Source organism: Burkholderia sp. BCC1047, from assembly GCF_902833155.1.
GTDB lineage: Bacteria > Pseudomonadota > Gammaproteobacteria > Burkholderiales > Burkholderiaceae > Burkholderia > Burkholderia sola.
The window spans coordinates 14,168-39,585 of sequence record NZ_CADFEH010000040.1; the positions used below are offsets into that span (position 1 = coordinate 14,168).

At 68.4% G+C, this 25,418-nt stretch carries 22 protein-coding genes; 9 read left to right on the forward strand and 13 right to left on the reverse strand.

Going from position 1 to position 25,418, the window contains the following annotated elements; genetic code table 11:
* Window positions 1-128 precede the first annotated feature (128 nt).
* Window positions 129-1,403, forward strand: a complete 1,275-nt coding sequence (locus HWX55_RS30440) for an amino acid permease (protein ID WP_175978398.1) — start codon at window positions 129-131, stop codon at window positions 1,401-1,403.
* A gap of 96 nt (window positions 1,404-1,499) precedes the next feature.
* Here the strand turns inward: HWX55_RS30440 and HWX55_RS30445 are convergent, their stop codons facing one another.
* The 4 genes from HWX55_RS30445 to HWX55_RS30460 all read right to left on the reverse strand — a co-directional run bounded on the left by HWX55_RS30445 (window position 1,500) and on the right by HWX55_RS30460 (window position 4,160).
* Window positions 1,500-1,796, reverse strand: coding sequence for an XRE family transcriptional regulator (locus HWX55_RS30445; protein WP_175978399.1), 297 nt, complete (start codon window positions 1,794-1,796; stop codon window positions 1,500-1,502).
* Between the two features lie 74 nt (window positions 1,797-1,870).
* A complete protein-coding gene (locus tag HWX55_RS30450; RefSeq protein WP_175978400.1) occupies window positions 1,871-2,230 on the reverse strand; it encodes a type II toxin-antitoxin system RelE/ParE family toxin in 360 nt (119 codons plus the stop codon).
* A gap of 128 nt (window positions 2,231-2,358) precedes the next feature.
* Window positions 2,359-3,345, reverse strand: a complete 987-nt coding sequence (gene pcaQ, locus HWX55_RS30455; protein WP_050010839.1) for a pca operon transcription factor PcaQ — start codon at window positions 3,343-3,345, stop codon at window positions 2,359-2,361.
* Between the two features lie 77 nt (window positions 3,346-3,422).
* Window positions 3,423-4,160, reverse strand: a complete 738-nt coding sequence (locus tag HWX55_RS30460; RefSeq protein ID WP_050010837.1) for a helix-turn-helix transcriptional regulator — start codon at window positions 4,158-4,160, stop codon at window positions 3,423-3,425.
* Window positions 4,161-4,280: 120 nt separating this feature from the next.
* Between HWX55_RS30460 and HWX55_RS30465 the strand changes: the two genes are divergently transcribed.
* The 3 genes from HWX55_RS30465 (at window position 4,281) to pcaG (ending at window position 6,427) form a co-directional block, all read left to right on the forward strand.
* Window positions 4,281-4,847 (forward strand): YiiX/YebB-like N1pC/P60 family cysteine hydrolase, encoded by a 567-nt coding sequence (locus tag HWX55_RS30465; protein WP_175978401.1) that lies wholly within the window; start codon window positions 4,281-4,283, stop codon window positions 4,845-4,847.
* A gap of 275 nt (window positions 4,848-5,122) precedes the next feature.
* A complete protein-coding gene (pcaH, locus tag HWX55_RS30470; protein ID WP_175978402.1) occupies window positions 5,123-5,830 on the forward strand; it encodes a protocatechuate 3,4-dioxygenase subunit beta in 708 nt (235 codons plus the stop codon).
* A 3-nt stretch (window positions 5,831-5,833) separates the two neighbouring features.
* Window positions 5,834-6,427: a protocatechuate 3,4-dioxygenase subunit alpha gene (pcaG, locus tag HWX55_RS30475; protein ID WP_050010832.1), complete on the forward strand. Its 594-nt coding sequence runs from the start codon at window positions 5,834-5,836 to the stop codon at window positions 6,425-6,427.
* 428 nt (window positions 6,428-6,855) lie between these two features.
* On the opposite strand, the gene HWX55_RS30480 is transcribed toward pcaG, so the two are convergent.
* The 9 genes from HWX55_RS30480 to HWX55_RS30520 form a co-directional block, all read right to left on the reverse strand.
* Window positions 6,856-7,635 carry a helix-turn-helix transcriptional regulator gene (locus HWX55_RS30480; RefSeq protein ID WP_175978403.1) on the reverse strand — a complete coding sequence of 260 codons (780 nt, stop codon included), beginning with the start codon at window positions 7,633-7,635 and terminating at the stop codon, window positions 6,856-6,858.
* A gap of 229 nt (window positions 7,636-7,864) precedes the next feature.
* Window positions 7,865-8,692, reverse strand: a complete 828-nt coding sequence (locus HWX55_RS30485) for a M55 family metallopeptidase (RefSeq protein WP_175978404.1) — start codon at window positions 8,690-8,692, stop codon at window positions 7,865-7,867.
* On the reverse strand, window positions 8,689-9,771 hold the full coding sequence (locus HWX55_RS30490; RefSeq protein ID WP_175978405.1) for a P1 family peptidase: 1,083 nt from the start codon (window positions 9,769-9,771) through the stop codon (window positions 8,689-8,691). The genes HWX55_RS30485 and HWX55_RS30490 overlap by 4 nt, the downstream gene beginning before the upstream one ends.
* Window positions 9,771-10,664, reverse strand: a complete 894-nt coding sequence (gsiD, locus tag HWX55_RS30495) for a glutathione ABC transporter permease GsiD (RefSeq protein WP_050010827.1) — start codon at window positions 10,662-10,664, stop codon at window positions 9,771-9,773. The genes HWX55_RS30490 and gsiD overlap by 1 nt, the downstream gene beginning before the upstream one ends.
* A gap of 7 nt (window positions 10,665-10,671) precedes the next feature.
* Window positions 10,672-11,592, reverse strand: coding sequence for a glutathione ABC transporter permease GsiC (gene gsiC, locus HWX55_RS30500; protein WP_050010825.1), 921 nt, complete (start codon window positions 11,590-11,592; stop codon window positions 10,672-10,674).
* Between the two features lie 67 nt (window positions 11,593-11,659).
* The gene (gsiB, locus tag HWX55_RS30505; RefSeq protein WP_175978406.1) at window positions 11,660-13,222 is read right to left on the reverse strand and encodes a glutathione ABC transporter substrate-binding protein GsiB; all 1,563 of its coding nucleotides are present in this window, start codon (window positions 13,220-13,222) and stop codon (window positions 11,660-11,662) included.
* A 102-nt stretch (window positions 13,223-13,324) separates the two neighbouring features.
* Window positions 13,325-15,229: a dipeptide ABC transporter ATP-binding protein gene (locus tag HWX55_RS30510; RefSeq protein WP_124554143.1), complete on the reverse strand. Its 1,905-nt coding sequence runs from the start codon at window positions 15,227-15,229 to the stop codon at window positions 13,325-13,327.
* Between the two features lie 25 nt (window positions 15,230-15,254).
* Window positions 15,255-16,244, reverse strand: a complete 990-nt coding sequence (locus tag HWX55_RS30515; RefSeq protein ID WP_175978407.1) for an isoaspartyl peptidase/L-asparaginase — start codon at window positions 16,242-16,244, stop codon at window positions 15,255-15,257.
* Window positions 16,241-17,185: a MurR/RpiR family transcriptional regulator gene (locus HWX55_RS30520; RefSeq protein WP_089489282.1), complete on the reverse strand. Its 945-nt coding sequence runs from the start codon at window positions 17,183-17,185 to the stop codon at window positions 16,241-16,243. Before HWX55_RS30520 ends, HWX55_RS30515 begins: the two co-directional genes overlap by 4 nt.
* A gap of 471 nt (window positions 17,186-17,656) precedes the next feature.
* Here HWX55_RS30520 and HWX55_RS30525 point away from each other — a divergent pair, with 471 nt between their 5' ends.
* The 5 genes from HWX55_RS30525 (at window position 17,657) to HWX55_RS30545 (ending at window position 25,322) form a co-directional block, all read left to right on the forward strand.
* The gene (locus tag HWX55_RS30525) at window positions 17,657-18,928 is read left to right on the forward strand and encodes an MFS transporter (RefSeq protein WP_175978408.1); all 1,272 of its coding nucleotides are present in this window, start codon (window positions 17,657-17,659) and stop codon (window positions 18,926-18,928) included.
* Window positions 18,929-18,955: 27 nt separating this feature from the next.
* The gene (locus HWX55_RS30530) at window positions 18,956-21,376 is read left to right on the forward strand and encodes a glycoside hydrolase family 31 protein (protein WP_175978409.1); all 2,421 of its coding nucleotides are present in this window, start codon (window positions 18,956-18,958) and stop codon (window positions 21,374-21,376) included.
* Between the two features lie 113 nt (window positions 21,377-21,489).
* On the forward strand, window positions 21,490-22,677 hold the full coding sequence (locus HWX55_RS30535) for a porin (protein WP_175978410.1): 1,188 nt from the start codon (window positions 21,490-21,492) through the stop codon (window positions 22,675-22,677).
* A gap of 315 nt (window positions 22,678-22,992) precedes the next feature.
* Window positions 22,993-25,014 carry a BCCT family transporter gene (locus HWX55_RS30540; protein WP_175978411.1) on the forward strand — a complete coding sequence of 674 codons (2,022 nt, stop codon included), beginning with the start codon at window positions 22,993-22,995 and terminating at the stop codon, window positions 25,012-25,014.
* Window positions 25,011-25,322, forward strand: coding sequence for a hypothetical protein (locus tag HWX55_RS30545; RefSeq protein ID WP_175978412.1), 312 nt, complete (start codon window positions 25,011-25,013; stop codon window positions 25,320-25,322). Before HWX55_RS30540 ends, HWX55_RS30545 begins: the two co-directional genes overlap by 4 nt.
* Window positions 25,323-25,418: the final 96 nt, after the last annotated feature.

The window sequence follows — 25,418 nt, forward strand, 5'->3', positions numbered from 1 at the left end:
CACGCACGCGGCGCCCCACTACTAATCGCCGGGCCGCGCGGACGCCATCGTTCGGGTAGCATCGATGATCGACCGCGCGGGCTTTCGCGCGTCGTGCACACAAAACAAGCTCCCGGAGACTGCCGCTCATGCCTTCGCATGCCGATTCGCCCGCTACTCATCACGCGGGTTCGCTGACCATTTTCCAGGGCGCCGCGCTCTATATCGGCGCGGTGCTCGGCACCGGCGTGATCGCGCTGCCCGCGCTCGCCGCCGAAGTCGCGGGGCCGGCCTCGCTGCTCGCATGGGCGGCGCTCGTCGTACTGTCCGGGCCGCTCGCGGCCACCTTCGCCGCACTCGGCGCCCGCTATCCCGATGCGGGCGGTGTGTCGACCTACGCGCGGCGCGCATTCGGCCCGAAGGCTGCCGCCATCGTCGGCTGGTGCTTCTATTTCGCGGTGCCTGCCGGCGCACCGGCGGCCGCGATGTTTGGCGGTGCATACGTCGCGGCCGTCACGGGCGGCGGACACGCGACGGTCATCGTCACCGCCGCCGCGCTGATCGCGACCGTGTCGGCCGCAAATGCATTCGGCGTCACCGTGTCGGGCCGCATGCAACTGGTGTTGTCGGCGCTGCTCGTCGCGCTGCTGCTCGCCGCGGTGCTTGCGTCCGCGCCGCATGCGCGCACCGCGAACCTGCATCCGTTCGCCCCGCATGGCTGGCTCGCGGTCGGCCAGGCCGCCGCGCTGCTCGTGTGGAGCTTCGCCGGCTGGGAAGCGATCACCCATCTCGCCGCCGAATTCCGCCGGCCCGCGCACGACATGCCGCGTTCGGCCGGCATCGCGGTCGTGGTCGTCGGGTTCCTGTATCTGTCGGTCGCCGCCGCGAGCGTGACGGTGCTCGGGCCTTCCGCAGGCGCATCGGGCGCGCCGCTCGCCGAACTGATCGCGGGCGGCATCGGCGGCCATGCGCAAGTGCTGGCGGCGGCCGCCGCGCTGCTGCTCACGCTCGGCACGATGAACGCGTATTTCGCGGGCGCGGCCAAGCTCGGCGCGGCGCTCGGACGCGACGGCGCGTTGCCTGCGTGGCTCGCGCACGGCAGCCAGGTGGGCGGCGTGCCGCGCCGCAGCCTCGGCGTGATCGCCGTGCTCGCGGCCGTCGCACTGGCCGCCACGGCGCTGTCGGACGTCGGGCCGAAGCCGCTCGTGCTCGTGACGTCCGGATGTTTCGTGATGGTGTACGGGCTCGGCGCGGCGGCCGCGCTGAAACTGTTGCCGCGTGGCGGCATCGCGTATCGCTGCGCGTGGATTTCGCTGATTGCGGTGGCCGGACTGTTCATGACGACCGGGTGGTATTTCCTGTTCCCGCTGCTGCTTGCGGGCGGTGCGCTGCTTTATCTGCAGATCGCCGGCCCGCGCAAATGACCCGGCATGCGCCCGCGGGCCGACGCCGGCCCGCTCGCCGCGCCCGGCGCGCGAACCATCACGTCGAGCCGCCCGTGCGCCGTTCGTTCGCGCTGGTCAGGCCGGCACCAGCTCGAAGCTGAGCCGTTTGCCGAGCGCGGCAGCCGCGCTCGCGAGCGTCGCCAGCGTGAGGCTCGTATCGGTTTCGTCGAGCAGACGGTTGAGTGCGGCGCGGCTGGTTTTCATCCGCGCGGCCATCGCCGTTTTCGTGATCTGCTGCGCCTTCATTTCCTGCCCGATCTGCCACGCGATCACGCGCTTGATCGCGGTGGCGGTGGCCGCTTCGAGATTACCGTCCGCTTCGAGGAAGGCGTCGAAATCGCTGCCGATGTGCGGATTGTTCGTGGTCGTCATGTCGTACTCCAGGTGCATGGCGTTGCCGGCTGCCCGACCGTCGGAGACGGTGCGTTCCGGCGCAACCGGGGAATTCAGATGGCGTGCGTCAGCGCTTTCAGGCGCGCGACGGTGACGTCGAGATCGTCCGACGGCGTGGCGCGCGACTGCTTGAAGAAGCCGTGCAGCAGCACCATCGTGTCGCCAACGACCGTGAACAGCACGCGTGCGCTGCGCCCCGGCACCGCCACGCGGATCTCCCACAGATCCTTCGCCATCTTGCGGACCAGCGGCATGCCGAGCGGCCAGCCGAGTTGAACGGTCTTGATCTCTTCGCCGATCGCCCGTCGCTCCACTTGCCCGAGCGCGTTGAGCCATTCGCGCACCGGCTCGTTGCCGCGGGCCGTCCGAAAGAACCGCACGCCGAGCGTGACCTGAATCTGCTGTCTCGCCATCGTCTTGTCGCCCATCGTATCAAAAACGGTACGATATGCCAAGCACCCCGATGACGGCTACTGGCCGAATGGCCGATCCCTGCAGCAAGAAAGGAGATCGGGCCCGGCGCGTCGCCCGGCCCGATGAATCAACGCTTGCCGCGACCGGGCTTGCGCGCCGCACGCGGCGCCCGGTGCGGGTGCGCATCGCCGAACCGCGATCGCGCGATGTCGCGCACCGCGTCGATCAGCGTCCGCGCGACCGGCGACGGTTGCGCATCGGTACGCAGCACGAGCCCGACCGGCTCGTCGGTGCCCGCCGACGGCAGCGGCAGGCGCGCCAGCGCGCCGGCCGACAGATCGTATTCGGCCGCATAGAGCGGCACGAACCAGACCGCGTCGTTCTCGAGCGCCAGCGCGCGCGCGACCGATACCGACAGCACCTCGATGAACGAATCCAGCGGCGGCGCGCCGCATGCGCCGAGCAGTTGCTCGGCGGACTGGCGGATCAACGTGCCGAACGGCGGCAGCACGACCGGATAGCGCGCCAGCTCGGCGGCCGGCGCCGCGCTCGCGAGCAGCGGGTGCCCGGCACGCACGACCGCGACGAGCGGCTCGTTGTACAACTGCTCGAACGCGAGCCCGATCATCCGCTCGGGCTCCGACAGCCGGCCGATCGCGCACTCGATCGCGCCGGATTTCAGACGCTCGAGCAACTCGGCGTTCGCGGCCGTCGCGATCCGTACGACGATGCGCGGCCAGCGTGCGGTCAGCGCCTTCATCAAGGCCGGCGCGAGCGACGCCGCGACGGTCGGCAGCATGCCGATTTCCAGCGTCGCGGCGGCGGCCCCGCCCTCGCGCGCCAGCAGCCCGACGCCCTGCCGCAGCGCCAGCACGCACGCGTTCGCGTGCGGCATGAACAGCTGCGCTTCGCGGGTCGGCTGCGCGCCGTGCCGGCCGCGCTCGAACAGCTTCACGCCGAGGATCGCCTCCAGCTCGGCGATCGTCTTCGACACGGCCGGTTGCGTGATCGACAGGCTTTCGGCCGCCTTCTGCACGCCGCCCAACTGCGCGACCGCGAGAAAACACTGCAGGTGCCGGAATTTGACGCGGCCGTCGGCGATACGGTTATTCATAACGAGTCGTTATGCGAATGACGATGAATCGCCATTTTGCATAACTTTCCGGAAAGGCCCAAGCATCCGGCGCGGCATCACGCATGGCGCCGCAGCGCGTGGAATCCCGTCGGCTCCCAGATCCGCTTCGCGATCAGCAGGGCCGTGCCGTGCTTCTGCCCCAGCGGCGCGGACGACGACTCCGCATGCAGCGCCGCCGCCTTGCTGGCGAGCCGCCGCAGTTCCTGTTCGAGCTCCGCGGCAGCCGCGTCCGTCAGCATCCCCTGCAGGAACGTCATCGTCTCGCCCGGGCCGTCGAAGCGGCTGCCGAGAAAGTCGTCGAGCACGTGCGCATGGAAGTAGCGGCGAATCGGCCCGCCCGGCAGCCAGTCGAAATCGCGCGCGACGCGCACGCGAATCCGGTCGCCGGGCAGCAGCGCGATCACGTTCATCCGGTCGAGCATCAGCAGATATTTCACGCACTCGGCCTGCGTGAGCCGATAGGCCGACACGATGTCCTGCACGGTCCAGTAGTTGATCGCGCAGACGGCGACGAGCAGCAGTTTCTCGTCCGACACCAGCAACGCCTCCTGCTGCTCGGTCAGCACGCGCAAGCGCGGCGCGGACGCCGATGCTTCCTGCACGAGCTCGGCGAGCGTATAGCCGAGCAGCTGGGCGATCTCCGCGACGCGCTCCAGCGTGAAGCGGCCGCTCGCGAACAGTCGCTTCACGCTCGTCTCGGACACGTCCAGCGCACGCGCGACGTCCCGGTAAGTCATTCCCTGTGCCTTCAGTTGGCGCTTCAGCGTTTCGATGAGTTGGGCGGTCTCGGTCATGGCGGTATCGAAAAATGATGCTCGAGGTCGGATATTAGGCTACTTGCGTATCTACATCAGCACTTTGGGTTACTTGTCTGCATAATCCGCTCCGTCCTGTCACGCAACGACGGAGCCGAAATGACCACCCGAATCGACACAGCCTTCTGCGAACCGCACCACGCCGCCCCGCGCGATGCACGCGACACCGATCGCACGATGCCGCTCGCGACCGTGCGCACGCTGGCCGCCGGCGCACATGTCGGCGATCTGGTGTTCATCCGCGTACCGGCCGGCGCACCGGATGCCGCGGCTGGCGCGGCCGATACCTGGGCCAATCGCTTCGGCATCGTCGTCGATACGTCGGGCGACGAACCGCTGATCGCCGAGTCCACCGCATTCGCGTGGACGAAGCTCACGCCGCTGTCGCGCTTCGTCGCCCGCACCGACGGCGGACGCATCGCACTGGCGCGCCGCGTCGCGGCAGCGTCGGCCGACGCGCAGCGCCACGTCCATGCGCTGGCCGAACAGCGAATCGATGCGCTGCTCGGCAGTCGCTTGAACCTGCGGGCGCGGCGCGGCTTCTGCGCGCAGTACGTGACCGACGTGCTCGGCGCCGGCCACGCGTCGACGCCGTCGGCCCTGCTGCGCAGCGGCACGCTGGCGCTCGAATTCGACGGGATCGTGTTCGATCCTCGTCATCCATGACGACGGGCACGCTCGGGGAGACCGAATAACAACGAGAACGAAAGACAAAAAACAGCGACGGGCTGGCTGGAGGGCCGTGCACGGGGTCGTCACCGACGACGCGAAGCCCGATCGCTTTTTCCGCCGGACAGGTTGCCTGTCCGGCGGCATTTTCATTGTCAGGACGAACATAACGAACGGTTATGCGATTCGCGAAAAAAGGTCATTTTGCATAACTTTCCGGATTGGCTAAAGTCGTGCCATCCACTTCGCGAAAAACTGACAGGAGACGCCCGATGGATTCCCCCACGATCCTCACGCCGCGCGACTGGCCGTCGCATCCGGCCTATGTTCATCCCGAGTACCGTTCGTCCGTCAAGCGCGGCCCGACCCGCCCGCTGATCCCGCTGAAGGAGAAGCTGCGCGACCAGTACGCGCCCGTCTACGGCGCGGAAGATCTCGGCGCGCTCGACCACGACCTGACGAAGAACGCCGTGAAGAACGGCGAGCCGCTCGGCGAGCGGATGGTCGTCACCGGCCGCGTGCTCGACGAAGGCGGCAAGCCCGTGCGCAACACGCTCGTCGAGGTGTGGCAGGCCAACGCGGCCGGCCGCTACGTGCACAAGGTCGACCAGCACGACGCGCCGCTCGACCCGAACTTCCTCGGTGCCGGCCGCTGCCAGACCGACGACGAAGGCCGCTACCGCTTCCTGACGATCAAGCCCGGCGCGTATCCGTGGGGCAACCATCCGAACGCGTGGCGCCCGAATCACATCCACTTCTCGCTGTTCGGCGATTACTTCGGCTCGCGTCTCGTCACGCAGATGTACTTCCCCGGCGATCCGCTGCTCGCGTACGACCCGATCTTCCAGGGCACGCCCGAGGCCGCGCGCGATCGCCTGATCTCGCGCTTCTCGATGGACATCACCGAAGAAGGCTATGCGCTCGGCTACGAATTCGACATCGTGCTGCGCGGCCGCGACGCCACCCCGATGGAGCGCTGAACCATGACGACGCTGAAGCAAACCCCTTCGCAGACGGTCGGCCCGTACTTCGCGTACGGCCTGTGCCCGCAGCAATACGACTACGACCTGAAAAGCCTGTTCACGCCGACGATTGCCGCCGCGCACGCCGAAGGCGAGCATGTGCTGCTGGTCGGGCAGGTGTTCGACGGCGACGGCAACGTCGTCGGCGACGCGGTGCTGGAATTCACGCAGGTGGACGGCGCGGGCCGCTATCCCGCGTCGCGCGACGACATCGCGAAATCCGGCTTCACGGGCTTCGCGCGGGTCGGCACGGGCACCGATCCGCAGCAGCGCTTCGTCGTCGAGACGGTGAAGCCGGGCCGCGTCGCCGCCGACGACGCGCCGCACATCAACGTGACCGTGATGATGCGCGGGATCCTCACCCATGCGTTCACGCGTGTGTACTTCGACGACGAGGCCGCCGCGAACGCGACCGACCCCGTGCTGAACGCGGTGCCGGCCGAGCGCCGCGCGACGCTCGTCGCGAAACGCGACGCGCAGCCGGGCCGGCCGGTCGTCTACCGCTTCGACATCCGCATGCAGGGGCCGGACGAAACCGTGTTCTTCGACGTTTGACGCGTGCGCCGGCGCGCGTCGGCTTCGCCTGCAACCGCACCGCCGCGTGGCGCGATACCGATGGGCATCGCGCCACGCGGCGTTTGGGGGACTCCGTCGCCCGCATTCGATGGTGCGGCGCATCGTGACCGGCGGAGCCGCGGATGCCCGTCCTCATCGGCTTTCCGCTCCGATATCGAATGCGCAATCGGAACGCATGCTGCGACAGCACATGAATCGCGGGATCGACACGATATCGTTTGCGCGTTATGCAGCGTATGCTTCGTTATCCGCAACGAGCCGGCAGAATTGAATCGGACGAAGCAACAATGATATGAACGATGCGCGACGCTGCCCGACAGGCCGGTCGCGCATTTTTTCACACAGAGTGCCTTTGAACGCGTCTGGCCGAAGTTGGCGGACGCGTATTTTTTGGCGGCAGGCACCGCCTAGCGGCGACTCTCCAGATACCGGCTCGGCGTGTCGCCCAGAATGCGGCGAAACGCCGACGTGAACGCACTCGCGCTCGCATAGCCGAGATCGAGCGCGACGCGCGTCACCGGCTGCCCGTCGGTCAGGCGGGCAATCGCCGCGAGCATGCACACCTGCTGGCGCCACGCGGCAAAACTGACGCCCGTCTGCGCGCGGAACTGCCGCGTGAACGTGCGCCGGCTCACGCCCGCGTCGGCCGCGACCCGGTCGAGATCGGCCGCGATCGACGGCGCCGCGAACAGGTGCCGGCACACCTTCGCCAGCCGCGCGTCGGCCGGCAGCGGCGCATGCAGCGACAGGCGCGGCATCGTCGCGATTTCGGCGACCAGCAGATCCATCAGCTTGCCCGCGCGGCCGTCGACGTCGTACATCGCGGGCAGGTCGACCGCATCGTCGAGCAGTTGCCGCAGCAGCGGCGACACGCCATACACGCCGCACTGCGCGGGCAGCCCGGCCGCCTGCGCGGCGTCCGCGGCCACGAACGCGTTGAGCATCGTGACCGGCCCGGTCATCGTCATTTCGTGCCGCACGCCGGCCGGCACCCAGCACGCGCGCTGCGGCGGCACCAGCCAGCGGCCGTGCGGCGTCGACACGCTGATCGTGCCGCGCGACGCGAACGCGAATTGTCCGCGCACGTGCGCGTGATCCGGAAACGTCGTGCCCGCCGCATAGTCGTTGGCGGTCACGACCACGCTCCGAGGAATGTGTTCGTAGGGATCTAGCAGCGTATTTCTCACGGCCCGAATTCCATCATCAATGACCCGACATCGAAGGCCGGTCGCCTTCGAACGATCCACGATCCGCTCCACCGTTGCGCGACCTCGCGGCCGCACCCTCCATCCGATGAACGAGACGCCGCTCGCGCTGGTTGCGGCCATGGACGCATGCATGCCTGCCCGCCACGACGGCCCGCGCCGTCGCGATCGGCTGCCCGGCCGCGCGCCGGCGGCATCGTCGCGGCACGCATCACCGGAGCATGAACGACATCGCCGACAGGCTGTTCAGCGTGCGCACCGCGTGCTCGACCGACGGCCCGTCGAAGCGCAGCGTCACCGCATCGACGCGCTCGAGCGACGGCAGCACGCAGAACAGGTCGGCGAGCGCGACCGTCTGCACGCGCAGCGTGCAAGCGGCCGGCGCGGGCCGATGCGCGCCTGCGCGCACGCCGGACGATAGCGCACGCGCGACCGTTTCCCGTGCGGCGGTCGCGATCCGCGCGCACGACGCCGACGGCGTCAGCGTCTCGCCGCTCGATGCGCCGCCGGCCGTCTTGACCGTCTCGAAACGCGCGTCCGGAAACAGCGGCTGCGTTTCCTCGGCGAATACGTCGTCGCCGGTCGCGAGCGCGACATGCGCGCCGTATTCGCGCGCCAGCGCGCCGTACAGCCCGGCTTCGCCGAGCTCGACGCCGTTCAGCCACACCTGCGTGAACGCAAAGCTGTTGATCGTGTGCGCGAGCACGCCGCGCGTCTGCGATTTCGCGTGATAGCCGATCATGAACACGAGATCGGGCTGCTGTTCGACGCCCGTCATCATCCCGAGCGTACGCGGCTTGCCGAGCACGACGCGCGCCCGCGCATCGAGCCCGTCGGGCAGCAGGTTGCGGAAGCCGCCATGCGAATCGTTGACCCAGACGGCCTGCGCGCCGCCCGCGAACGCGCCTTCGATCGCCGCGTTCGCCTCGGCGGTCATCCAGCGACGCGCGCGCTCGTATTCCGGATTGCCGGCGCGCGTCTGCTCGGTCGCGAATACGCCGGCGACGCCCTCGATGTCGGTCGAGATCAGGATCTTCATGACAGGGTCGAACGTCCTTCGTTGTATTCGTTGAACCACCGGTCGAGATCGGGCACCGCGTCGCGCAGCGATTGCCGCACGTGGCCGTCGCGCCCGGCGACCGTTACCGCTTGCAGCAACGCGTCGGCGATCGCGTGCTCGACGCTTTCGGCCGCGGCCATGAACAGCGGATCGAGCGCCGCATCGGCCACGAGGGCCGGCAGCGCGATCGTCGATGCATCGTGTGCGATCGTGTAAGCGGTCGAGAACGCGAGCGCGATGTCGCCGCTGCCATGCCCGTACACGGAACCGGTGCGGGCCAGCCCCGCCGCCGCGCGGCGCGCGAGCCGCGACAACTGCCGCGCGTCGAGCGGCGCGTCGGTCGCCAGCAACAGGATGATCGAGCCCTGCTCGGGCGGCGCCGCGTGCGCGGCGTCGGCCGCGCGCCGTTGCGCGACGACACGGCCGAGCGGTACGCCGCCGAGCGTCAGCATCGGCAGCCGGCCGAAATTCGCGAGCACGAGCGCGCCGACCGTATAGGGGCGGCCGGCCGCGACGGCCACACGCGACGCGGAACCGATCCCGCCTTTCAGGTCGAAGCACGACATCCCGCGCCCGGCGCCCACCGCGCCGCGTGCGACGTCGCGCGACGCCGCGCGGCACGCGTCGTCGTAATGCGCGGCGGTGACCGCGAACGCCTGGATGTCGTTCAGGTAACCGTCGTTGCACTCGAACACGAGCGGATTGACGGTCGGCCAGTCGCGGCCGATCCGCGGATTCGCGGCGATCGTCGCGCGGATCTGCGCCTCTGCGACCGCGCCGACGCCGAACGTATTGGTCAGCGCGATCGGCGTCTCCAGCGTGCCGAGTTCGTCGACCTGCACGAGCCCGACGCTCTTGCCGAAACCGTTGATCACGGCCGCCCCCGCCGGCACCTTGCTGCGGTACACGTCGCCCGGGTGCGGCTTCACGACGGTCACGCCCGTCTGCACGTCGCCGGTGTCGAGCGTGCAATGGCCGACCGTCACGCCCGGCACGTCGGCGATCGTGCCGCGCGGCCCGACCGGCAGCGTCGCGGCCCACATCGGCGCAGCCTCCATCAACGGCGCTCCAGCTTCGGGTCGAGCGCGTCGCGCAGCCCGTCGCCGAGCAGGTTGAACGCGAGCACGGTCAGGAAGATCGCGAGGCTCGGGAACACCGCGATGTGCGGCGCCGTCACCATGTCCGCGCGCGCCTCGTTGAGCATCGCGCCCCACTCCGGCGTCGGCGGCTGCGCGCCGAGCCCGAGGAACGACAGGCTCGCGGCGGTGATGATCGACGTGCCGATCCGCATCGTGAAGTAGACGACGACCGACGACACGGTGCCCGGCAGGATGTGCCGCATGATGATGGTCCAGTCGGACGCGCCGATGCTGCGCGCGGCCTCGACGTAGGTCATGTGCTTGAGCATCAGCGTGTTGCCGCGCACGAGCCGCGCGAACGCCGGGATGCTGAAGATCGCGACCGCGCAGATCACGTTGACCATCCCGTTGCCGAGGATCGCGACCACGCCGATCGCGAGCAGGATGCCCGGGAACGCGAACAGCACGTCGGCGACGCGCATCGTGATGCGGTCCCACCAGCCTTCGTAATAGCCGGCGAGCAGCCCGAAGAACGTGCCGATCACCGCGCCGAGCGCCACCGAGAAGAAGCCGGCTGCGAGCGAGATGCGCGTGCCCGCGACGATCCGGCTGAAGATGTCGCGGCCGAGCGAATCGACGCCGAACCAGTGCACGGCGGACGGCCCCGCGTTCAGCGCGTCGTAGTCGAAATAGTTTTCCGGATCGAACGGCACGATGTGCGGGCCGACGAACGCGAGCACGACGAGCGCCAGCACGAAGCCGCCCGCGATGAGCGCAATGGTCTGCTTGCGGAACTTGCGCCAGAATTCGCGCCACGGCGTGCGGATCGCGGTCGTTGCGGCCGGCGCCGCGGGCTGGACAGTCGCGTTCATGCGGGCCTCACTTGAACCGAATGGTCGGGTTGATGACCGCGTACAGCACGTCGACGGTCAGGTTGATCAGGATGAATTCCAGCGAGAACAGCAGCACGATCGCCTGGATCACCGGGTAGTCGCGCATCGTCACCGCGTCGACCAGCAGGCGCCCGAGCCCCGGCCAGTTGAACACGGCCTCGACGACGATCGAGCCGCCGAGCAGGAAGCCGAACTGCAGCCCCATCATCGTGACGACCGGGATCATCGCGTTGCGCAGGCAGTGCTTGAGCACGACCATCGGTTCATGCACGCCCTTCGCGCGCGCGGTGCGCACGAAATCCTCGTTCAGCACTTCGACGAACGACGCGCGCGTGAAGCGCGCCATCACCGCCGCGACCGCGGCGCCGAGCGTCAGCGACGGCAGCACGTAGCTCTTCCACGTGCCGTCCGGCACGACCGGCAGCCAGCCGAGCTTCACCGAGAAGATCTCCATCAGCAGCATGCCGAGCGCGAACGCAGGAAACGAGATGCCCGACACCGCGAGCGTCATGCCGAGCCGATCAGGCCAGCGATTGCGCCAGACCGCCGACGCAATGCCGATCGCCATGCCAAACGCCGTCGCCCACCCCATGCTGACGAGCGTCAACAGCAGCGTCGGCATGAAGCGCTCGCCGATCTCGGTCGACACCGGCCGCTTGCTGCGCGTCGACATCCCGAAATCGCCGTGCGCGATCTTCGCGAAGAAGCGCGCGAACTGCGCGGGCAGCGGCCGATCGAGCCCGAGATCGGCGCGCACGAGCGCGACGGTCGCCTCGTCGGCTTCGGGGCCGGCCGCGAGCCGCGCCGGGTCGCCCGGCAGCAGATGCACGAACAGGAACACCAGCACCGCGACGATCGCAAGCGTGGGCAGCAGGCCGAACAGGCGTTTGACGAGGAAATTCAGCATGGGACACCGATCGAATCAGCGCACCGGCGGCTGGCGCCGCCGGCACTGCGTGGCGGGCAAACCGCCGTCATTTCACCGAGATCTCGTCGAAGTTGAACGAGCCGTCCGGCATCACGTACGCGCCCTGCAGCCGCTTGCTGCGCGCATACACGATCTTCTCCTGCACGAGGAAGATCCACGGCGCATCGGCCCAGATCTGCTTCTGCGCATCGGCGTACAGCTCGGCCTTCTTCGCGCGGTCGACCGTCTCAAGCGCCTTCGTCAGGTCGCCGTCCACCGTGTCGTTCTTGTAGTACGCGGTGTTGACCAGCTTCGGCGGCGCCGACGCGCCGGCCAGCAGCGGCGTGATCGCCCAGTTCGCTTCGCCGGTCGACGACGACCAGCCGATGTAGTACATCCGCACCGGCGCCTTCGCCGGATCCGGCGCGCTCTCGACCTTCGCGACGCGTTCGCCGGCCTCCAGCGCCTGCACCTGCACCTTCACGCCGACCTGCGCGAGCTGCTGCTGCACGAACTGGATCGCCTTTTGCGACGTCGAATTGTTATACGCGGACCACAGCGTCGTCTCGAAACCGTTCGGATAGCCGGCTTCCTTCAACAGCGCACGCGCCTTCGCCGGGTCGTACGGCCAGGGCCCGAGCTTCGTCGCGTAATCGACGCCCTGCGGCACCACGCCGGTCGACGGCGTCGCGAAACCGGAGAACGCGACCTTCGCGAGCGCTTCCTTGTTCACCGCGTAGTTCAGCGCCTGGCGCACCTTCGGGTTGTCGAACGGCTTTTGCAGCATGTTCAGCGACACGTAGCGCTGCACGATCGACGGCCGCTCGACCACGTCGACCTTCGGGTTGCTCTTCAGGTCGGCCGCCTGTTCGAACGGAATGCGGAACGCGAAATCGGCTTCGCCCGTCTTCATCAGCGCCGCGCGCGTGTTGTTGTCGACCACCGGCTTCCAGTCGATCGCGTCGATCTTCGGATAGCCCTTCTTCCAGTAGCCGGCGAACTTCTTCACCTTCAGGTCGTCGGTCTGCTTCCATTCGACGAACTCGAACGGCCCGGTGCCGACCGGATGCAGCGCGATGTCGCGGCCCCACTTCTTCAGCGCGGCCGGCGAGATCATCACGGCCGACGGGTGCGCGAGCGTGTTGATGAACGCCGAGAACGGCTCGTGCAGCGTGACCTTCACGGTGGTCGGATCGACCACTTCGGTCTTCTCGATCACGCGGAACATGTTGTAGCGCTTCAGGTGGTTCGCGGGATCGGTCACGCGGTCGAAGTTCGCCTTCACGGCCGCCGCGTTGAAATCGGTGCCGTCGTGGAACTTCACGCCCGAGCGCAGCTTGATCGTGTACGTCTTCGCGTCGGGGCTGGCTTCATAGCCGGTCGCGAGCACGTTGACGAGCTTCATGTCCTTGTCGAAGCCGAACAGCCCCTGGTAGAACGACTTGACGACCGCCTGCGACACCGTGTCGTTCGCGTCGTACGGGTCCATCGTCGTGAAGGTCGAATCCACCGCCATCACCGCGGTCTGCTGCGCGAACGCGGGCAGCGCGGCCGACAGCGCGAACGCGCCGGCGAGCGCGACGAAGCATGCGCGCGGACGAAACATCGGAAACGGATGCTGCTTGCTCATTTTGCTGGGCTCCTATCGGTGAATCGGTGACGCCTCTCGGGCGTTTCGGTTTCGACTGCCTGCTGGTTCGTGCACCGTCATCGCGGCGCACGACGCCACTACTCAATACGCGCCGCCGACGCGATGCGTCGCGACGTAATGATCGGGGCCGACCGCGACGAGCGGCGCGACGACCGGCTCGTCGCCGACCGCGCGGATCGGGCTCGGAATCTCGTCCGCCGCGAGCTGGCGCGGCGCATGCCGGCGCGCGGGGTCGGCCACCGGCACCGCGCTCATCAGCTTCTTCGTGTACGGATGCTGCGGCGCCTCGAACACCGCGCGGCGCGGGCCGATCTCGACGATCTGGCCCAGATACATCACCGCGACGCGATGGCTGACGCGCTCGACGACCGCCATGTCGTGCGAGATGAACAGGTACGCGACGCCGAGCTCGCGCTGCAGGTCGAGCATCAGGTTGACGATCTGCGCCTGCACCGACACGTCGAGCGCCGACACCGACTCGTCGGCGATCACGACCTTCGGATTCAGCGCGAGCGCCCGCGCGATCGCGATCCGCTGGCGCTGGCCGCCCGAGAATTCGTGCGGATAGCGGCGCGCGGCTTCCGGCGGCAGGCCGACCTTGTCGAGCAGCCAGTCGACGCGCGCCTGCGCTTCGCTGCCGCTCGCGACGCCGTGCACGAGCAGCGGCTCCATGATCGAGAAGCCGACGGTCAGGCGCGGGTTCAGCGACGCGAACGGGTCCTGGAAGATGAACTGGATGTTCCGACGCAGCGCCTGGAGGTCCGGGCCCTTCAGCGCGCTGATGTCGCGGCCGTCGAATTCGATCGAGCCGCTTTGCGATTCGACGAGACGCAGCAGCGAACGGCCGGTGGTCGACTTGCCGCAGCCCGATTCGCCGACGAGCGCGAGCGTCTCGCCCGCGCGCAGCTCGAAGCTCACGCGCTCGACCGCATGCACGTATTGCGACACGCGGCCGAACACGCCGCTCTTCACCGGAAAGCGCGTGACGAGATCGCGCACGCGCAGGATCGGCGGCGCGGCATGATCGACGGGCGGCTGCGCGTCGTTCGCCGCGGACGCCGTCGTCGCGGCCGTGGCCGTCGCGTTCGTGCCGTCCACCTTCAACAGCGGGAATTTCTCCGGTGCGTCGGTGCCCTGCATCGAGCCGAGCCGCGGCACGGCCGCGAGCAGCGCGCGCGTGTAGCGATGCGCGGGCGTCGCGAAGATGCGGTCCGACTCGCCCTCCTCGACCTTCTCGCCGCGATACATCACGAGCACGCGATCGGCCACTTCGGCCACCACGCCCATGTCGTGCGTGATGAAGATCACGCCCATGTTCATTTCGTCCTGCAGCCCGCGCACCAGTTGCAGGATCTGCGCCTGGATCGTCACGTCGAGCGCGGTCGTCGGCTCGTCGGCGATCAGCAGCGCGGGCCGGCACGACAGCGCCATCGCGATCATCACGCGCTGTCGCATCCCGCCCGACAACTGGTGCGGATAACGTGCGAACACGCGGCGCGCTTCCGGGATGCGCACGAGATCGAGCAGCCGCAGCGCTTCCGCGCGGGCTTCGGCCGCGCTCTTCGACTGGTGCAGCGCGATCGCCTCGCTGATCTGGTCGCCGACCGTAAACACCGGGTTCAGCGACGTCATCGGCTCCTGGAAGATCATCGCGATGTCCGCACCACGGATACCGCGCATCGTCGCGGCGCTCGCCCGCGCGAGATCGACCAGCGCGCCGCCACGGCGCCGGAACGCGATCCGGCCGCTGGTGATCTCGCCGCCGCCGTGCTCGACGAGCCGCATCAGCGCGAGCGACGTGACCGACTTGCCCGAGCCCGATTCACCGACGATCGCGAGCGTCTCGCCGCGATCGACGTGAAACGACACGTTGCGCACCGCGTCGAACGTCGCGTTCTCGCGGCGGAACGTGACCGACAGGTCGTCGACGGCCACCACGCGCTGCTCGGGCAACGTCAGGGGCGACGGGTTACGGCTCGAAGTCATGGCTCTCTCCTCGTGCGATCCGCAATCAGGCCGCATCGTCGCGGTAGATGCCGACGACCGGCGCTTCACCGACGCGCGCGTAGCCGCGGTACATCCCTTCGGTGTTGAACGGCATCGCGACGTTGCCCTGGGCGTCGACCGCGATGATCCCGCCGCGGCCCGCGAGGCGCGGCAGCTTGTTCATCACGACGTCGTGCGCGGCGTCCGCGAGCGACGCGCCGCGATACGCGATCTGCGCGGCCACGTCATGCGCGGTCGCGAGCCGGATGAACATCTCGCCGGTGCCCGTCGCGGAGACGGCGCAGGTCGCGTCGTCCGCATAGCAGCCGGCGCCGATGATCGGCGAATCGCCGACGCGCCCCGGCTGCTTGTTCGTGATGCCGCCCGTCGACGTCGCCGCCGCGATATGGCCGTGCACGTCGCACGCGACCGCGCCGACCGTGCCGTGCTTGCGGTCCGGATCGAGCGGCTCGGCGGGTTGCGCGGCGCCGCCGAACGCGAAGCTGGCCGCATCGTGGTCGAGCATCATGCCGGCCGCCGCGCGCGCCTTGACCCACTGCGCATGCCGCGCCTCGGTGTCGAAGTAGCCGGGTTCCGCGAGTTCGAGCCCTTGCGCGGCCGCGAACGCATCGGCGCCCGCGCCGGCGAACAGCACGTGCTCGCTCGCCTCCATCACGCGCCGCGCGGCGAGCACCGGATTGCGTACGCGCGTCGCGCAGCAGATCGCGCCGGCGCCGAGCGTCGCGCCGTCCATGACCGCCGCGTCGAGTTCGTGCTTGCCTTCGGCCGTATAAACGGCGCCGCGCCCGGCGTTGAACAGCGGACAGTCTTCGAGCATGCGCACCGCGACGGTCACCGCGTCGAGCGCGCTGCCGCCGTCGGCCAGCACTTGCTGCGCGGCCTGCAGGATCGCGGTGAGTTCGGCGCGGTACCGACGTTCGGTGTCGGTATCCATTGCTTCGCGCAGGATCGTGCCTGCGCCGCCGTGAATCGCGACGATCGCGGGTGAAGTCATGATTTTTTCGGACGTGGGGAAGAAGGGTTGGCGGCCGGCAGCGCCGCTTGCGGCTGCACGAGCCACGGCAGCAGGAATTCAGTCATCTCGGCGGCGGATTTCGCGGACCGGTGCGTGCGCAGCGCGACCGCATCGATCAGCGCCTCGATCATCGTGAGCACGGCCGCTTCCGACGTGGCCGCGAAACGCCGCTCGGCCTTCACGTACAGGTTCAGCGACGCGATCGGCGCGAGCGGCGATTGCGGGCCGTCGGAGATGCCGAGCACGCGCGCGCCGCGCGCCGCCGCACGACGCGCCAGCTCGATCGTGTCCTTCACGTAGCGCGGAAACGCGAGCGCGATCACGAGATCGCGCGAATCGGCCGTGTACAGGCGTCGCGCCGCATGCGAAGGCCCGCCGAGCAGCGCGAGCGACTGCACGCTGTCATGGCAGACGGACAGGCCATGCTCGATCAGCCCGGCGAGGAACGCGCTCGACCCGGCGCCGAGAATCAACACGCGCCGCGCGCCGACGATCGCCTCGACCGCCGCCTCGACATCGGCCGCGTCCAGTTGCGCGCGCGTGTTCTCGATGTTGGCGACAGCCTGGTCGAATACCGCATCGATCCAGACTGCGCCGCGTACGCCGGATTCCTGCTCCTGCGCGGAACGCAACCGCTCGACCGGCCCGAGCGTGGCCTCGAAGCCGCGCACGAGCGCCGCGCGCATCGCCGGATAGCCGTCGAAACCGAGCGCCTTCGCGAAGCGGTTCGCGGTCGCGATCGACGCATTCACGGCCTGCGCGAGCTCGTCGATCCGCATCGTCGCCGCGCGAAACGGGTTCGCGAGCACGAATTCGCCCATGCGCCGGTGAATCGGCGTCATCAACGGCATCGCCGACGCGATCCGCTCGGCGATCGCGGGTTCGTCGTGACTGACATCGGGCGGAACGAGAGGCGTCATGCGAAGGGTTGTTGCAAGGTTCGATGAAAATGAATTTACACAATCTCCCGACTGAAAAGAAATAAATTTTCATCAGGGTTTGTTGCGCCTCAACCGGCGTCCGTCGACCGTGCGGACGATCGTTCGGCCCCGCCCCACGGGCCTTTGACGGGCGATCGCCCTGCGTCGCCGCTCACGGTCGCCATCCGGTCATCGGGAAAACCCCGAGTACGTTCGTTCGAATGCAGATTCACGTTGACCGGATTCGCATTCGAACATAGGATGTTCGAAAATGATCAGTCGTCAGATAACATTGCAGCTCTGTGACGACGAAATGTTCGCTCGAACACCGTGATTTCGATATGAATCGGTAAAACCGGCGCACATCAAGATCGGACATCGTACGAGCCAAAACGAAACGAGCCATTCCGACGGATGGCCCTCATGGACCGGGCAGGCGCCGCGCGCCGCCCTCCCTGACAGGAGACAGCAGTGAAGACAGTCAAGGCGTTGCGCTGGTGGATCATCGTGCTCGTGTGTCTCGGCACGATCCTCAACTACCTCGCACGGAATTCCCTCGCGGTGCTCGCGCCCGAACTCAAGCAGGTGTTCGCGATCTCGACGCAGCAGTACTCGTACATCGTCGGCGCGTTCCAGATCGGCTACACGATCATGCAGCCGGTGTGCGGCTTCATCGTCGACCTGATCGGGCTGCGGCTCGGCTTCGCGCTGTTCGCGATGCTGTGGTCGGTGGTCGGCGTCGCGCACGGCTTCGCATCGGGCTGGCTGTCGCTCGGCATCCTGCGCGGCTTTCTGGGCCTGTTCGAGGCCGCCGCGATTCCGTCGGGGATGAAGGCCGTCGCCGAATGGTTTCCCGATCGCGAGAAATCCGTCGCGGTCGGCTACTTCAACGCGGGCACGTCGCTCGGTGCCGCGATCGCGCCGCCGCTCGTCGTATTCATCTCGATGCGCTTCGGCTGGCAGGCCGCGTTCATGGTCACCGGCGCGCTCGGCTTCCTGTGGGCCGCGCTCTGGTACACGCAGTACCGGTCCCCGGCCGACCATCCGCGCCTCACGTCGCAGGAACGCACGCTGATCCGCGACGGCCAGGCGACGATGCCGCCGGTGTCGAAGCGCCGCATCCGCGACGTCGTCACCGCGCGGCGCTTCTGGGCGATCGCGCTGCCGCGCTTCTTCGCGGAACCCGCATGGCAGACCTTCAGCTTCTGGATTCCGCTGTACCTCGCGACCGAGCGCCACATGCCACTCACGCAGATCGCGGTATTCGCGTGGATGCCGTTTCTCGCGGCCGACCTGGGCGGCATCGCGGGCGGCTACCTGTCGCCGTACCTCGCGAATCGCTTCAAGCTGCCGCTCGTGTGGTCGCGCGTCGCCGGCGTCGCGCTCGGCGCGGTGCTGATGCTCGGGCCGGCGATGATCGGGCTCGTGTCGTCGCCGTACACGGCGATTGCGCTGTTCTGCGTCGGCGGCTTCGCGCACCAGATGATCTCCGCGCTCGTCAACACGCTGTCGGCCGACGTGTTCGATCCCGAGGAAGTCGGCACCGCGAGCGGCTTCGCCGGGATGGCCGCGTGGATCGGCGGCCTCGGCTTCTCGCTGCTGGTCGGTGCGCTCGCCGACAAGATCGGCTATGCGCCGCTGTTCGCGTGCCTCGGGCTGTTCGACATCATCGGCGTCACGCTGCTCGCGCTGCTGATCCGCGGGCAGTCGAAGCAGGAACGCCTGCTCGCGCAGCACGCCTGACCTCCGTTTTCACCAGGAATCGCATTTATGACTTCGCTCCTTCATCCGCCCGTGTTCCGCGTCGCCAGCCACCATGCGAACCGCGTGCTGCTCGCGTCCGATACCGGCGCCACCGTCGAAATCTTCGTGCTCGAGGACGACGTCGTGCGCGTGCGCGTGCTGCCCGACGCGACGGCGCGCACCCCGCGCACGTGGACGATCGCACCCGGTCTCGACGACGTGCCGCTCGACGGGCGCGACCGCCTCGACCTGAGCGGCTTCGCGCTGCCCCACTACGACTTCGTCGAAGACGACGACGGCGTGCGGATCGAAACCGCGCAGGTCCGGCTCACGGTGCGCCGACAAGGCGGCCATTGCACGTGGTCGATGCGCGACGCGAACAGCGCATGGCGCGTCGCGCTCGCCGACCGCGCGACGCAGGCATACAACTTCGGCTGGTGGGACGATCGCGCGTATCACTACGTCGCCCGCGAGCGCGGCGACAAGGTGTTCGGCCTCGGCGAACGCGCGGGCGAACTCGACCGCACGGGCGCCCGCTTCGAGATGCGCAACATCGACGCGATGGGCTACAGCGCGAAAAGCACGGACCCGCTGTACAAGCACATCCCGTTCTACATCACGTGGTCGCCCGATGCGTGCCAGGGCTTCGGGCTGTTCTACGACACGCTGTCCGACTGCTCGTTCGACATGGGCCGCGAGCTCGACAACTACCACGGGCTCTATCGCTATTTCGTCGCCGAGCACGGCGATCTCGACTACTACTTCATCGCATCGCCCGCTACGCCGCTCGCGGCCGCGCGACGCTTCACGTGGCTGACCGGGCGCCCCGCGCGCACGCCGAAATGGGGGCTCGGCTATTCGGGCTCGACGATGAGCTATACCGACGCGCCGGACGCGCAGCAGCAGATGAACCAGTTCGTCGAGCAGTGCGACGCGCACGACATCCTGTGCGATTCGTTCCACCTGTCGTCGGGCTATACGTCGATCGGCGCGAAGCGTTACGTGTTCAACTGGAACCGCGACAAGTTTCCGGATGCGAAAGGCTTCGTGCAGCACTATCGCGACCACGGCATCCGCCTGTGCGCGAACATCAAGCCGTGCCTGCTGCGCGACCATCCCGCCTTCGACGACGCCGCGCAGCGCGGGCTGCTGATCCGTTCCGCGTCGGGCGAGCCCGCATGGGTGCAGTTCTGGGACGAGGTCGGCGCGTACATCGACTTCACGCAGCCGGACGCGTATCGCTGGTGGCAGGAGCAGGTCACGTCGGCGCTGCTGGAATACGGAATCGATTCGACCTGGAACGACAACAACGAATACGAGATCTGGTCGCCCGACGCGATCGCGCACGGCTTCGGCCAGCCGTTTCCGGCGCGCGAAGCGAAGGTGCTGCAGACAATGCTGATGATGCGCGCGTCGCGCGACGCGCAGCGCACGCATGCGCCGGCGCGGCGGCCGTTCCTCGTGTCGCGCTCCGGCGGCGCCGGCATGCAGCGCTACGTGCAGACCTGGTCGGGCGACAACTACACGTCGTGGGAGACGCTGCGCTACAACCTGAAGATGGGCCTCGGGCTCGCGCTGTCGGGCGTGTCGAACATCGGCCACGACATCGGCGGCTTCTCCGGCCCCGCGCCGTCGCCCGAATTGCTGCTGCGCTGGGTGCAGTTCGGCATCTTCATGCCGCGCTTCAGCATTCATTCGTGGAACGACGACGGCACCGTCAACGAACCGTGGATGTACCCGGAGATCACCGCGCAGATCGCGTCGCTGATCAAGCAGCGCTACCGGCTGCTGCCCTACCTCTATCACCTGCTGTGGCTATCGACGACGCGCTACGAGCCCGTGCTGCGGCCGACCCTCGCCGATTTCCCCGGCGATGCCCGCTGCTACGACGCGTGCGACGACATGATGCTCGGCGACGCGCTGCTGGTCGCGCCGGTCGTCGATCCCGGCCAGACCGAACGCACGGTGTACCTGCCGTCGGGCGCCCGCTGGACATGCTGTGCGAGCGCGCAGTCGTTCGACGGCGGCGCGAGCGTGACGCTGCCCGCGCCGCTCGACACGCCGGTGATGCTGCTGCGCGAAGGTCGCGTGCTGCCGTTGAACGTCGCCGACCAGCATTTCGGTGCGCGTGCCGACACGCGCGGCTTCCTCGTCGCACCGCGCATCGAAGACGGCGTCGCGTACGGCGAATGCGTGGAGGACGACGGCGAGACGGAAGCGTGGCGCGACGGCGAATACGGACTATGGCGCATCGAGACCGGCCGCGAGGCGTCGGGCGTGCTCGGCGTGTCGGTCCGCTGGGACGGCCGCCCGGCGCGCCCGGCCGACCGCGTCGAGATCCTGCTGTCCGCGTCGCTGCAAGGCCCGGTCGCCGTGCGCGGCGCGCGCGTCGAGCAGGATGCACGGGACGGCGCGTGGCGCCGCCTCGTCGTCGCGTTCGACCACTGAACCACTGAAGCCAACGCGATCAGGCGGGCCGTTCGCGCGGCCCGCCGCCTGCCACAGAGGAGGCATTCAACCTCCCGCCCCGTTGAAAAGATGAAGCACCCCGGAGATCGACAATGAAAGCACCCGTCAACCGTTATGCAATCCTGATTTTATCGGGCGCGTCGCTCGGCGTGACCGCCGCCCATGCGCAGAGCAGCGTCACGCTGTACGGCGTCGTCGACGATTCGCTCGCGTACGTGAACAACCAGCAAGGGCACTCGAACATCTACCTGCGCGACGGCAACCTGTATGCGTCGAAGTTCGGGTTGCGCGGCGACGAGGATCTCGGCGGCGGCACGCATGCGATCTTCGACCTGCAGGCCGGCTTCAACCTGAATACGGGCGCGCAGGCCGCCGCCGGCACGATGTTCAATCGCCAGGCCTTCGTCGGCCTGCGCAACGCGAGCTACGGCACGGTGACGGCCGGCCGCCAGTACACGCCCTACTTCCTGTTCGTCGGCCCGTACGCATCGAGCAGCTGGCTGACCGGCGCGACCGGCGCGCATCCCGGCGACATCGACGGCCTCGACACGACGATTCGCGTGAACAATTCGGTTACCTATACGTCGCCGACCTTCGCCGGGCTGACCGCGAGCGCGATGTACGCATTCGGCGGCATTGCCGGTGCGACCGGCAAGGGCAACACGTTCAGCGCCGCGCTGCGCTACGCGAACGGGCCGATCGGGATCGCGGCCGGCTATCTGCGGATCAACAGCTCGGGCTCTTCCGTGGGCTTCCTGAATCCGGCCACCGCGTCGTCGGGCAGCTTCGCGGTGTCCGTGCTGAACCAGGGCTACCTGACCGCGAAGGCCGTCGAGCAGATCGCGGCGGCCGGCAACTACACGCTCGGCGACCTGACGATGGGGCTCAACTATTCGAACGTGAAGTATCTGCCCGGCAACGGCTCGGCCTTCACCGATACGGCCGTGTTCAATACCTACGGCGCACTCGCCGCGTACCGCTTCACGCCGACGTTCTCGGTGGCCGGCGCATTCGCGTACACGCTCGCATCGAAGGCGAACGGCGTCGCGAACGCGGCCCGCTATCAGCAGTACTCGCTGAAGGAGTCGTACAGCCTGTCGAAACGCACGACGCTCTACGCGCTGCAGGCGTACACGCATTCGAGCGGGCGGACGCTCGGCGCGCAAGGCGCCGGCCACATCGTCGACGCGGCGCCGATCGTCGGCGATTCGCAGCAGCTCACGCCGTCGACGACGCACGGCCAGTTCGTCGGCATGGCCGGGATCGCGGTCACGTTTTGAACCCGCCCGACGGCGCCTTCCGCGCGCCGTCTTCTACCTGGACGCCAGGACGCTGCGCATGCCGTGCGCGCCGTCCGGGTGTCCGATATGCGTTCGCCGCGGCGTTTTTCCCGGCCTCGCCGGCCCGCCGCACGCACCGCGCGGGTTTTCTCGCTCGCCCCGATACCTTACAATTCGTCAGGTTTACCCTTCTGCATGCTCTCTTCTTGCAGTCCTGACACCGCGGTACACTCGACGCACGCCGTATCAGGGTCCGACGCGCACCACGCGCCGGGCGGCGTCGCGCCTCGTTGCACCCACAACTGGATACCCGCCATGCCGGATTCCCGTCCCTCGCCCCGCACGACATTCAAGCCGCAGGTCGTTCTGCCCGCGCTCGTCGTGATCGGCGCGCTGCTCGTCGTGTGCGCACTGCGCCCGAGCGAAGCCGGCGCGCTGTTCTCCGCCGGCCAGCAATGGGTCATCGCACGGTTCGACTGGTTCTACGTGCTCGCCGTCACCGGCTTCCTCGTGTTTCTCGTGCTGATCGCCGCCAGCGATTTCGGCAACATCCGGCTCGGCCCCGACGATGCCGAACCCGAATTCAGCTTCGTGTCGTGGACGGCGATGCTGTTCGCGGCCGGCATGGGCATCGGCCTGATGTACTTCGGCGTCGGCGAGCCGATGCAGCATTTCCTGAAGCCGCCGACCGTCGACCCCGGCACGTCCGCCGCCGCGCGCGAGGCGATGCTGATGACCTTCTTCCACTGGGGTTTCCATGCGTGGGCAATCTACGGGCTGATGGGGCTCGTGCTCGCGTACTTCGGCTTTCGCTACAACCTGCCGCTGACGCTGCGCTCGGGGCTGTATCCGGTGCTGCGCGAGCGCATCAACGGCTGGATCGGCCACACCGTCGATGCGTTCGCGCTGGTCGGCACGGTCGCCGGGATCGCGACGACGCTCGGCTACGGCGTGATGCAGTTGAGCGCCGGCCTGCATACGGTCGCCGGCTGGGACACGGGCAGCAACGTGTTCCGCGTCGGGCTCGTCGCGGTGGTCGTGATCCTCGCGGGCGTGTCGGCCGCGACCGGTCTCGACAAGGGCGTGCGCCGGTTGTCCGAGCTGAACCTGCTGCTCGCGTTCCTGCTGCTCGCCTTCGTCGTGGTCGCGGGCCCGACCGCGTTCCTGTTGCGCGCGCTCGGCGACAACATCGGCCAGTACCTGTCGAGCCTCGTCGACCTGTCGTTCCGCACCTATGCGTACGCACCGCCGCGCGAGGAAGGCTGGTTCGGGGGCTGGACGATCCTCTACTGGGCGTGGTGGGTGTCGTGGTCGCCGTTCGTCGGCATGTTCATCGCGCGCATCTCGCGCGGCCGCACGATCCGCCAGTTCGTGATCGGTGTGCTGCTCGTGCCGACCGCATTCAATCTCGTCTGGATGACCGTGTTCGGCAACAGCGCGATCTGGCTCGATACGCACGCCGCGGCCGGCGCGCTCGCGCAGACGGCGACCAACGTCGATGCGCTGCTGTTCCGCTTCTTCGATTTCCTGCCGTTGCCGCAACTGCTGTCGATCGTCGCGATCGTGCTGATCGCGGTGTTCTTCGTCACGTCCGCCGATTCGGGCGCGTTCGTGATCGATCAGATCGCGACGCGCGGCAGCGCGCATTCGCCGGTCTGGCAGCGGCTGTTCTGGGCTGCGCTGCTCGGCGTGACGGCCGCGGTGCTGCTCGTCGCGGGCGGGCTGGGCGCGCTGCAGGCGATGACGCTGATCGCCGCACTGCCGGTCGCCATCATCATGCTCGCGCTCTGCTATGGGCTGTGGCGCGGGCTCGCGGCCGATCGCGCGCACTATTCGCAGGACGTTGCGCCTGCAACGAGCTTCTGGACCGGTCAGCACTGGCGCCATCGCCTGACGCACATCCTGCGGCAGACGACCGAGGCCGAAGCGCGCCAGTTCATCGCGGAAACGGTCGAACCGGCGCTGCGCAAGGTCGCCGACGAGTTGCGCGCGAGCGGCGTCGATGCGCACGTACAGCACGACAGCGACGATGCGGTGCGGTTGACCGTGCCGACAGCCGAACATCGCGATTTCGTGTACGGCGTGCGCGTCACCGCGAAATCCGCAGCCGCGTTCCTGGTGCGCGAGACGGCCGAGCCGGACGAGGCGCGTGCGCACGTGTATGGCATCGTCACGTTCTTCGAGGATGGCCGGCTCGGCTACGACGTCGAATACCTGCGCGGCGACGAAGTGATCGCCGACGTGCTGCGCCAGTACGAACGCTACGTATCGCTCGCGGCAGACACCCGCACGCATCTGCTGAGCCGCGCGCCGGGGCACGCGACGGAGGCCGAATGAGCGGACTGCTGCAAAGCCGCGCGGTCGACGTCATCGCGCTCGGCACGCTCGCCATGCTGTACCTCGGCGGCGCCGGCATCGCGCTGTGGCGAATCCGCACCGCGGCGCCGCTCGGCAAGGTCTACTGGATCGTCTGCGCGGCACTGCTTGCCGGCGGCGCGGTCGCGATGGGCGGCAACCTGTCGCCGGTGCCGAACAGCGGCGAAATGCCGCCGGGTTTCGCACTCGGCGCCGAGGCCGTTCTGCTCGGGCTGGCGCTGGTCGCCGGTGGCTGCGCGTGGTTGATGCTGCGCGCGCGCAAACGCTGACGCACGCAGGTCGCGCAGCCCCAGCTTCGTCACGCGGGCACGGTCGCGTGCGGGGCGAACGGGCGGCCATGCCGTTCCTCATCCGCTGCTTCCACG